Below are 10454 nucleotides of genomic sequence, written 5' to 3'. Positions count from 1 at the left end.
TATTTGCCCAATCGGGATTTGAGTCGCAGGCGCGGCGGTGCGTTCTTTGCGGGCTTCGGTGGGGGAGGGGTGGAAGACATGGATCGCCGTGAAGGTGGCCTTGCTGCCTTTTACCCGGACACGCAGGATTGGGAAAGGGGAATGCTGGCGCGGTTTCCTTTAGCCGGTGATCTTCCACAAGTGGGTCTCGGTGCGGATGAAGAGCCCTCCGTCGACCACGGCAGGTGAGGCCAGAATGCGTTGCTCGATGTCGAGCTCCATCACCACCTCGCCCCTTTCGGGGGAAACTTTCATCACATAGCAGACGCCATCTTCGGTCATGCAGTAGAGGGCGTCGTCGGCGAGGACCGGCGAGGCCGAGAAGTTGCCGATCAGTTTTTCCTTCCACTTCGTCGAGCCATCCCCCGCATCGATGCAGGAGACCGAGCCCGTATCATCAAGGACGTAGAGGACGCCGTCGGTCGCGACAAAGGAGGGTGTTTTCGGAATGAATCTCTTCACCGACCATTCGAGGTGGCTTTCGGTGACGTCTCCCTCTGCGTTCTCAAGCTTGATGGCAAGGAGTTGTGGTTTCATGAAGCCCGTTGAGATGAAGATCATGCCATTCATTTCGACCGGGCGTGGAACGACCGAGAAGCCGACGTCGTAGCTCATCTTCCAGAGCTGCCTGCCATCGGTGGGATCGTAGGCGCCGACCATCCCGCTGGCGGGGCTGATGATTTCCTTCCGGCCCTTGTTTTCGACGAGAAGGGGAGTGGAAAAAGAAAACTTCTGCCGAGCTTCCTCGGTGCGAGGTGTCTTCCATGCGACTTTGCCGGATTCCGGATGAAGGGCGACGAGCATGGGCATGGTTTCGCCATCCGCGCTGAAGATCAGCTTGCCCTCGGCCATGAGGAGCGAGCTCGCACCACCGTGTTTTGGCTCGTATTCGAACTTGGTTTTCCAGAGCAGCTTGCCGGTATCCAGCTTCATGGCGGCGGTGCCCATATGTCCAAAGTGGGCGTAAACGATGCCCTCGTGAATCAAGGGTGTGCTGCTGGCGAAGGTGTTCTTGGCATGCTTGGCGCGGCGCTCCTGATCGGTGGGAGTGAACAGTTTCTCGGACCAGATCGTTTTCCCGGTCTCGACGTCGAGGGCGAAGACGTGGAGGCGGGTCTCCTTGCCATCACCCGTCGAGCCCGTCATCACGATGCGGTCTTCGCTGATCACAGGTGACGACCAGCCATGAGCCTCCAATGGCATCTTCCAGGCGACGCCCTGATCCATGCCCCATGATTGCGGAGCTTTGCCGGCGATGCCTTGGCCAGTAGATCCGCGGAACTGTGGCCATTCGGTCTGCCCGTAAGAAAAGTTGATGGGAAGCAGAAGCGCTAGGATCACGCGATCAAGGAGATTTCTCATTCGTTGGACCCCTAGCAGCCTCTTCTGCAGGCTGCAAGAATTCGAATCGGAGGAGAGCCCGCTCGGAGGCGGCCATTGTCCAATTCAGCCTCGGAGGGTGGGGTGGGCCTTCTGACGACCAATGAACCCGGTGGTGCGAGCGGGTTCGCTCGCGATGGCCGGGATCGGTGCGGTCTTCATGCTGCGCCACCGCAAGCGCTAGGTTTCCCTCGACCTCGAGGTGGCTGAATGAGCTGACCAAAACTAAAACGGCCCGGGATCCTCAGGGGATGCCGGGCCATCTTGAATTGAAACTAAAAGGGAAAACCTACTTTTTCTTTCTCCGGTCCTCCCACGGCTCGCCGGGGATGGGGGGTTCTTCTTTCGGCATGACGACCGTGCCCTTCTCGAAGTCGAGCGGATCTCCGCAGCTGTAGTTGAAAAAGGGAGAGTTCTCGTTGGTGGTGACATCGGCAAGCCGCACAAGCTGGCCGGTGTAGGCGGAGAGGCGACCCATGATTGCGACGAGGTTGACGTCGGCAATTCTTTTGGCGTCATTGAGCGGCTCACCGTTCATGATGCTGCGGATCATGTCGACGTGTTCCTGGATCTGGCCATTGTCGGAGTCCTGCTTGAAATCGGGGATGTCGACTTCTTTGCCGCTGAGCTTTCCGCCCCCGGTGGTGGATCCTTCGGTGCCGGTGAAGAACTCGCCGACACGTCCATAGGTGCCGCTGATCTGGCGGCACTGGCTGTTGATGTGGACATCGTCTCCGAAGTCGAGGTCGACGCTAAAGAAGTCGAACTGGTTGCCGCTGACACGACGCGCGCGGCCACCGAAGCCGAGGGCGGAGACGGGAAGACGTCCGAGGAACCAGACTGCGACGTCGATATTGTGGATGTGCTGTTCGACGATGTGGTCGCCGGACAGCTCGTAGAAGTTGAGCCAGTTGTTGGCCATGTAGTCGGCGTCGGATTGGCCGTCTTCACGGTAGCGCACCCAGGGCACGGTGCCATTCCACTGGACGACCCCACCTTTGATCTCACCGATGGCACCGGCGTCGATCATGGCCTTGTTGCGAAGATATCCCTGCGAGTGGCGCCGCTGGGTGCCGGTGACCACGGCGAGTCCTTTGGCTTTCGCCTTTTCGCCGGTGGCGATGACGGCGCGGGCCCCGACGGGATCGACGGCGACCGGCTTCTCGATGAAGCAGTGCTTGCCGGCTTCGACCGCAGCCTCGAAGTGAAGGGGTCGGAAGTTGGGCGGGGTGGCCATGAGGACGAAGTCGCAGTCTTCGGCGATGGCCTTCTGGTAGGCATCGTATCCGCCGAAGCACTTGTCGGCGGGAACCCCGAAGTTCTTGCCGGTGGCGCTGGCCTTGTTCTGAAAGGCGTCGGCGGTGGCCACGACTTTGGATTCCATGCCGAGGATCTGGCAGGCAGCGGCGAAATCCTTCAAGGCGCCATTGCCGCGGCCGCCACACCCGATGAGGGCGACTTTGAGGGTGCTGCCCTTGGTTGGGACCTTGGCACCGAAGAGTGGTCCGGCAGCGAGGGCAGCACCAGCGATGGCCGTATGCCCGATGAAGGTTCTACGTGTTTGTGGGTTGTTCATGATTTCCCTGAGGTAAACGAAAGAAAGACCCATATTCTAGCAAATCATTTGAGTTTTGCTGGCGCTTGGGCAGCGGACATCCCCGTCAGGATCCTGGGGCAGGTTCAGGCGGATACAGCATGCTCTGTGACCAGGTGAAAATCCGTTGATATGACACGTTTCCTACCTAAGGATATAGGGTCTCCAAGGGTTTCCATGTAAGGAAAGTTGGGCGGCGTGAAGCTCGCCCGTCGATTCGAAATCCGATTCAATCACCTGATCCCATGTCGAAAATTTCATTAAGCACCTTTCAGGCTCAGGAGAAAGCGGCGGAGCGTCAACGCCGGGCGACCTCGATTACCAGTCTGGTGGTCGCATTGATGGTGGTGGCCTTGTTGATGTTGATCCTCGCCCTCGTCTTGCTGCCGTCTTGGACAAAGGATGACACGGTGATGGTTTCCTACCAGATGCCCGTTTCCAAGGACGAAGAGCTCCAGAAGAAAACCTTTTCTCAGGTCCAAACAAAGCCGTCGGCACCGTCCTCGGCGATGACGAAGGTGATCGCGGCCAATACTTCGTCTCCAGTGGCGATCCCGGTGCCTGATGTTGAATTCACCGAGCCATCGCTCGACTTTGGATCGGGTGACGATTTTGGAGCGGGCTGGGGGAATGGATCAGGAGATGGCACCGGTGGCGGTGGAACCACCTTCTTCAACCAGAAGGTGAGTGCTGAGCGCGTGGTCTATGTGATCGATTACTCGGGATCGATGAGTGGCGAGAGGGAAAAGCTGATGCGCAAGGAGCTGACGAAGTCGGTTGGACAGGTGAAGTTGGGGATGCAGTTTCAAATGATCTTCTTCGCCGGTCCCGCATGGGTCGCTGGAAACGATGTATCGATGGCAAAGGACCGCAAGACAGCGGAGGTCTCCGACCAGAGGAAGAAATTCAAATGGAGAGGCCAGGGGGCGCACAAGTGGGAAGTCGCCGGGCGGAGTCAGGAGGTCGAATGGATCCCCGCATCTCCGAGCAATCGTGAGGAAGCTCTGAAACTGATCAAGAACACGAAGTTGGTGTGGGGAACGAATTGGGAGAACCCGCTGGAGATGGCCATTGAAATGGAGCCGCCACCGCAAACGATTCTGTTTATGACCGATGGATCGATCGCCGGCGATATGGTTGAGCTGGCAAAGCGTCTGGGGCGCAGGGCGAAGAGCAAAGGCATCACGATCAACACCGTGGCGATGATGCAACCCAAGGCGGAAGATGCGATGAAGGAGTTGGCGAAGCGCACTGGCGGACAGTTTTCGATCGTGGATAAAGGTGGCAAAGTGAGGGTCGGGCGTTAGTTTTGACTCTCACAGAAGGGCGACCTCGCTCCCTTCGCGAGCTTGATCGGATGTGGCTGAGCTCTTTGACTAAGAAGGAATGAATCGCCGCATCCTCATCGCGCCCGACAAGTTCAAGGGGTCCCTCACCGCTCCGCAAGCTGCTGAAGCGATCGCCAGAGGGATCGCGCTGCTCGATCCTTCCGCTGAGTGTGATCTTTGTCCCATTGCCGATGGGGGCGAGGGGTTCATGGAAGCTCTGGCCGAGGCTCTCAATGGTCGCTGGATGACTTGTCCCGCAGTGGATGCCCTTGGCCGCGAAATCCAAGGCCGCTACGTGCTGGCCGAAACGGCAGATGGTCCGACCGCCATTCTGGAGATGGCGGAGACTGCAGGGCTGTGGCGCTTGAAGGAGCAGGAAAGGAATCCGCTTGTGGCAACGACACGAGGAGTCGGAATGCAGATGATACATGCTGTTAGAGAGCACTCGGTGGTTCGGATGATTCTCGGACTGGGAGGAAGTGCCACCAATGATGGTGGCTGCGGCATGGCTTCGGCGCTTGGCATGAGTTTTCTCGATGATGAAGGAAGGGAGGTGGACCCGATCCCGATCAATCTGAAAAAGGTATGCCGAATCGACTCCCGCGAACTCATCAGACTTCCAGACATCATGGCGGCCTGCGATGTCGATAATCCACTACTTGGAGTTGCAGGAGCGACGTCTGTTTTTTCCGCCCAGAAGGGAGCATCCCGTGAAGCGAAGTCGGCTTTGGAAGAAGCGCTTGCACGACTCGTCCAGCTCAGCGGGGCCAAGCAGACAGCCGGAATTCCTGGGGCGGGTGCGGCCGGTGGGCTTGGCTTTGGCTTGCTTCACTTTGCACAGGCTCAGCTTGTTTCGGGCTTCGACTTGCTTGCAGGATTACTCGATCTCGAGTCCCGTGTTCGCGCTTCGGATCACGTCGTCACGGGTGAAGGGTCCATTGATCGCCAAAGTCTTTCTGGCAAGGGTCCGGTTGGTTTGGCAAAGCTCGCGAGGACGCATGGGATTCCTGTTACAGGCTTCTGTGGCATGGCGGATCGTGAAGCTCGGGAGAGCGGTTTGTTTGATGGTCTCCACGCCCTCGCCGATGGTGGCATGCCAATCGAAGCTCTCATGGAAAATGCGGCATCCTTGCTCACACAAGCCGTCGTTGAATCGCAATTCTTGAAGCCATGAGTAAGATCTCAATCATCAATGATGTAGGAGAGTTCAAGGAAGTGGCTCAAGCCGTCTATTGAACCCATTATGAAAAGATTGTTTCTTGGCCTCATTGGTTTGCTGCTTGTCTCGCTCGGGCATGCCTCTGAGCCACTTCGTGTTTTCATCCGCTCTGGTCCGAAGACCCACGGGCCGGGTGCGCATGACTATCCTTCGTTCCTCAGAGATTGGACGAAGCTTCTCAATGAGCGGGGCGCGGTCGCGACCGGTGCGGATCGCTTTCCCACCTCAGAAGAACTCGCAAAGACGGATGTGTTGATTCTCCATGCGGAGGAAGCGGGTAACATTTCTGGGGAAGAGAGAGAGCGCTTTGAACGCTATCTTGAGCGGGGTGGTGGTGTGGTGGCGATTCATGGTGGCACCGTTTCGCGTGATCCGAATTGGTATAAAACCATCATCGGTGGCTCGTGGAATCACGACCACACCAAGTGGCTCGAAGGGCCCATGTCACTCTACTTCACCGATCGTGAGAACCCGATCAGCAAAGGGGCGTCGAACTTCGATCTCGATGATGAGATCTATTACGACATGGATCTCATGCCGGATGTGAAGGTTCTCGCTGCCGCCTACACACCCAAGCCGCGTGACGGTCAGGGGAGGGGGCAGGAGGTGGATATTCATGATATCCAGCCACAGATCTGGAGCTATGAAACGGGGAATCGCCGGGCCTTTGCCTGCATTCCAGGTCACTTGTATGAGAACTTTTCCCACCTCTCGCTGCAAACGATCCTGCTGCGTGGCATTGCTTGGGCGGGGAAAATGGACGATGCCGAAGCGTTGCTTGTCGACAAGGAGAAGGTGGCATCGGCGCTTCGCTATCCTGTCGGTGGTCCGACCCGTCCTGAAGAGGCGGAGGCGGCAATCGAGCTTCATCCCGAGTTCGAGATCTCGCTGGTGGCAGCTGAACCACTGATCAACAAGGCGATGAATTTGGATTGGGATGAGAAGGGTCGCCTGTGGGTCGTCGAATCACCCGAGTATCCGAACGGCTTGCGCAAGGCGAAAACCGAGACCTGGAAGGACATGGGTTCCGTCAAACCGGGCGACTATCAGCGCGATCCGCTCGACCGGATCAGCATTCTAACAGATCAAGATGGTGATGGCCGTATGGACAAGAAGCATGTCTTTGCCGACAAGCTCGAGCTCGCCACCGGCTTCGTTTTTCATGAGAACGGCGTCATCGTATCCGCTGCGCCGGACATCTGGTTTCTCGAAGATACGGATGGAGATCTCGTCGCGGACCGACGCCGCAAACTCTACACCGGGCTCGGCACGGGTGACACCCACGCGGTGATCAACAACCTGCGGTGGGGGCTCGATGGCTGGATCTACGCGACTCATGGATACAGCGCGGGGAAGGTGAATTCACTTGGTGCGCCTGATCTGCCCGAGGTCGGCATCGGTTCCGGAGTGCTGCGCTTCAAACCGGATGGAACGGAGATCGAAATGTATGCCAGCAAGGGCGGCAATACCTGGGGGCTGTGCATGACCTCGGATGGTCAGTGTTTCTGGACTCAGCCGACAAGTGGAACCGTGTTTTTCCACACCGTGCTTCCGGAGTATGTGCTGGCGAAAGGAAAGGTGGCGGGCACGACCAGCTACAAGGGCATGATCACCGGGCAGAAGACCTTTCCTCTGATGACTTGGGAACAGGCAGCCTACAAACAGATCGATCAGGTGGGCTCCTACACCGCTGCCGCGGGTTGCGCGATCTATGAAGGGGGAGCCTGGCCGGAAAGGTGGAATGGCAGCTACTTCACCGGCGAACCAACGATCAATATCGTCAGCCACTTTTTCAAGAAACCGGAGGGGGTGAGTTTCACGACGGAGAAAGAAAAGGGCCGCGAGGAGACCGAATTCATCCGCAGTCGTGATCTCTGGTTTCGTCCGATCGAAACGAGGGTCGGTCCGGATGGTGCTCTCTACGTGATTGATTTCTACAATCAGGCCGTCATCCACAACGATACTCGCGGCCCGAAGCATGGACCGGCCAATGCGGCTGTCCGCCCCGACCGTGATCACTACTTCGGGCGCATCTGGAAGATCCAGCACAAGCAGGCGAAGCAGCTGGTGGTTCCGGTAGTCGACAAGTCGAAGGAGGAAGATCTCGTCGCCGCTCTGGAAAGTCCGAATGCCCACACGAAAATGACGGCGATCCGCTTGATCCGTGAGTCGGGTAAGGTGCTCGAAGTGGAAACCGGTTCGGAGGCCTTGCGTGCCTATGAAGCTTTTGAAGATGTCTCCAATGCAGCCCAGCGTGAGCGACTCATCGCGGCATTTGTTGAGGCGGATGACTCTTGGACGCAATCGGCATTGGTCGCGGCGGCCAGCACCCGGGCGATCGATGTGGTGATCGCCTGCCTGAACTCACCGAAGGTGGCCGAAACTTCGGTGCTTGTGAGTAGTCTTCTACCGATGGCCATGGATAAGGATCCATCGTCGGCCGCTGGAAAATTGGCGGTCGCCGTTTCATCAGCACCGACCACGGCAGATGCCCTGAAGCCAATCGTGCTTGATGCCATCGGCGCGAATCGCGATGCCCAACCCGAACTCACAGTGGATCTGCGGCAGGCATTCGTTGGCTTGCTCGAAGATCCCGCGACTTCATCCAGTGCGCTGCCTTTGGTCGCCAAGTGGGATAAGGATGGTGCGATGGCGGAGCTGATCGAAGCACAGATCGATCGTCTTTCCGCGACACTGACGGATGCGGGGAAGAACGGTAGGGAGCGAATTGCCGCCGCGCGGGCCCTGATCGCGGTGGGCAGTGAAGATGCGATCGAAAGCGCGACTTCATTGCTGAGCAGTGAGGAGGAATCGCGGGCCTTGCAGTTGGTGGTTCTTTCCGCGCTTGGGGAGGCGAATCAATTGAGCCGCTTGGCTGTTCGTTTCGATCAACTCGCTTCGGGACTTATGGATCCTGCCTTCGATGAGATCATCAAACGCCCCGAGTCCTCGCTCGCGATTCTTCAAACGGTCGATGATGGCGCGCTTGATGCGGCTTTGATCGGACCGGGAAACATCGCCCGACTTCGGAGTCATCCTGACAAGGCAGTTTCGGACCGCGCCAATGCTCTGCTCGACAAACTGATGCCGGAGGCGAGGAAGAAGGAGGCGATCATTGCTCAGCTACTGCCCGAGCTGCAGAAGCCCGGCGATTTCGAGAATGGCAGGATGATGTTCGCGGCTGCTTGTGCGGTCTGTCACGAGTTTGGAGATCTTGCTTCCTCCAATGTTGGTCCTCCGCTTACCGGGATGGGTGCACATGGGGCGGCGGAGCTGCTGGTTCACATCGTCGATCCGAATCGCGAGGTTGATCCGAGTTTCTGGCAGTGGAACATCACCACCAAGGAAGGCGAGACCCTCGCGGGGATCATTACTTCGGAAAATGCCGCTTCGCTGAACCTCCGCAATCAGGGCGGCGATTCGGAGGTCCGGAAGAAGGCGATTGCCAGTCGTCAGAACACGCGCCGATCGCTGATGCCCGAAGGTTTCGAGGGACTGGGTGCGGAGAACCTTCGCGACATCCTCAGCTACATGACCGAGACGGATGCGAGCCGCTACCGGATCATCGATCTTCGCGAGGCCTACACTGCCGATGCACGCCGGGGTCTGTTCCAACGGGCGGATGCCACGCGAGACAGCGTGTTCCCGAGGACTTTCGGAAACGTTCAGGCCGAGGGAATTCCGTTTTTCCTGATGGACCCTGACAAGAGTTCGAACGGGAAGAGTTTGGTCGTCCTCAATGGTGGACCGAAGAGCGCCATCGCGAGAGACTATCCGACGAAGGTGGAGATAGCCACGAATGTCGAAGCGTCACGGTTCTATCTGGTTAGTGGCATCGCGGGTTGGGGTTATCCTTTTACCAACGAGTCCATGCCCGCCCTGAAAGTGACGCTGACCCATGTCTCGGGTGAAACGGAGTCGGTGCAGCTTCTCAACAAACAGCATTTCGCGGACTACAATCGAGTGGTCGATGTTCCAGGTTCGAAGTTACTGAGAAGCCTGACTCGAAGTGGGCAGTTGCGATTGATCACGGTGGAAGTGAAGAAGGCTGGACCGGTGATCGGGATCACTCTTGAGAGCAGCGGAAACATTCTTGCTCCAGTGATTGCGGCGATCACCGCCGATCTTTCGAATGAGCCAGCGGCGGTGATCACGGAAGAGTCGAAGGCTGTTAGGGAGGATGCATTCCGGCTTGAGGAGGAGCCGCCGGAGAGCACGGCGGCCACTGGTCAACGCTTTGTGGAGCCGGGAACTGATGGCACGACGAGAGTGCTCGTCGTCGGAGCGGGAGCGGCACATCACTTTCCTCGCGACTTCATCGGAACCGATTCCGAGACTTTGCGGCAGGTGCCCCGGATCGACGTCGTTGGCACGATGAACCTTGAGGAGGCGCTCGCCACCATGCCGCTCGCCGATGTGCTTGTTTTCTCGGGAAATCACCCGCAGTTCGGGACACCTGAATTCCAGAAAGCGCTCCATACTTTCGCCGATGCCGGGAAAGGCATGGTGATGCTTCATGCCGCAACGTGGTCGCACCCCTGGAAGGGCTACAATGACCGCTTCGTCGCCGGACGGACCCCCGGTCACGGAAAAGGAGAATTCGAAGTCACGATTAGAAACAAGGCCCATGTCGTCACGCAGGAGGTGCCTGAGACTTTCAAGATCATCGACGAGAACTACCGCTTCAAGTTCGCGCCGAACGCTGACTACGAGTTACTCGCCGTCAATGAACCGGACAAGACCGACGAGCCGATTCCCAGCGTCTGGGTCGTTAACGACCCAAAGGCACGGATCGTTTGCATCACGCTGGGTCATGACGAGAGGGCGCATGCGAATCCGGCCTACAAGACGCTGCTCGTCAATGCCGTGAAGTGGGTGGCAAGGCGTTGAGAGC

5 protein-coding genes are annotated in these 10454 nt (G+C 58.0%); 3 read left to right on the top strand and 2 right to left on the bottom strand.

Annotation, left to right across the window (positions count from 1 at the left end; translation table 11 throughout):
* Positions 1-159: 159 nt before the first annotated feature.
* Both WBG04_RS06010 and WBG04_RS06005 read right to left on the bottom strand, forming a co-directional pair.
* Positions 160-1401 carry a PQQ-binding-like beta-propeller repeat protein gene (locus tag WBG04_RS06010; protein ID WP_424313476.1) on the bottom strand — a complete coding sequence of 414 codons (1242 nt, stop codon included), beginning with the start codon at positions 1399-1401 and terminating at the stop codon, positions 160-162.
* Positions 1402-1708: 307 nt separating this feature from the next.
* Positions 1709-2995: a Gfo/Idh/MocA family protein gene (locus tag WBG04_RS06005; protein WP_424313475.1), complete on the bottom strand. Its 1287-nt coding sequence runs from the start codon at positions 2993-2995 to the stop codon at positions 1709-1711.
* Positions 2996-3258: 263 nt separating this feature from the next.
* On the opposite strand from WBG04_RS06005, the gene WBG04_RS06000 reads away from it, so the two are divergent.
* The 3 genes from WBG04_RS06000 to WBG04_RS05990 all read left to right on the top strand — a co-directional run bounded on the left by WBG04_RS06000 (position 3259) and on the right by WBG04_RS05990 (position 10450).
* On the top strand, positions 3259-4320 hold the full coding sequence (locus tag WBG04_RS06000) for a vWA domain-containing protein (RefSeq protein WP_424313474.1): 1062 nt from the start codon (positions 3259-3261) through the stop codon (positions 4318-4320).
* 79 nt (positions 4321-4399) lie between these two features.
* A complete protein-coding gene (locus WBG04_RS05995; RefSeq protein WP_424313473.1) occupies positions 4400-5515 on the top strand; it encodes a glycerate kinase in 1116 nt (371 codons plus the stop codon).
* A gap of 69 nt (positions 5516-5584) precedes the next feature.
* Positions 5585-10450: a PVC-type heme-binding CxxCH protein gene (locus WBG04_RS05990; protein WP_424313472.1), complete on the top strand. Its 4866-nt coding sequence runs from the start codon at positions 5585-5587 to the stop codon at positions 10448-10450.
* Positions 10451-10454 lie beyond the last annotated feature (4 nt).

It is taken from the genome of Haloferula sp. (assembly GCF_049672945.1).
Classification (GTDB): domain Bacteria; phylum Verrucomicrobiota; class Verrucomicrobiia; order Verrucomicrobiales; family Akkermansiaceae; genus Haloferula.
This window is presented reverse-complemented; position numbering and strand designations above follow the sequence as displayed.

Excerpts from the sequence above, each read along its gene's own strand:
- WBG04_RS06010 (WP_424313476.1), bottom strand. The coding sequence starts at position 1,401 with ATGAGAAATCTCCTTGATCGCGTGATCCTAGCGCTTCTGCTTCCCATC.
- WBG04_RS06005 (WP_424313475.1), bottom strand. The coding sequence starts at position 2,995 with ATGAACAACCCACAAACACGTAGAACCTTCATCGGGCATACGGCCATC.
- WBG04_RS06000 (WP_424313474.1), top strand. The coding sequence starts at position 3,259 with ATGTCGAAAATTTCATTAAGCACCTTTCAGGCTCAGGAGAAAGCGGCG.
- WBG04_RS05995 (WP_424313473.1), top strand. The coding sequence starts at position 4,400 with ATGAATCGCCGCATCCTCATCGCGCCCGACAAGTTCAAGGGGTCCCTC.
- WBG04_RS05990 (WP_424313472.1), top strand. The coding sequence starts at position 5,585 with ATGAAAAGATTGTTTCTTGGCCTCATTGGTTTGCTGCTTGTCTCGCTC.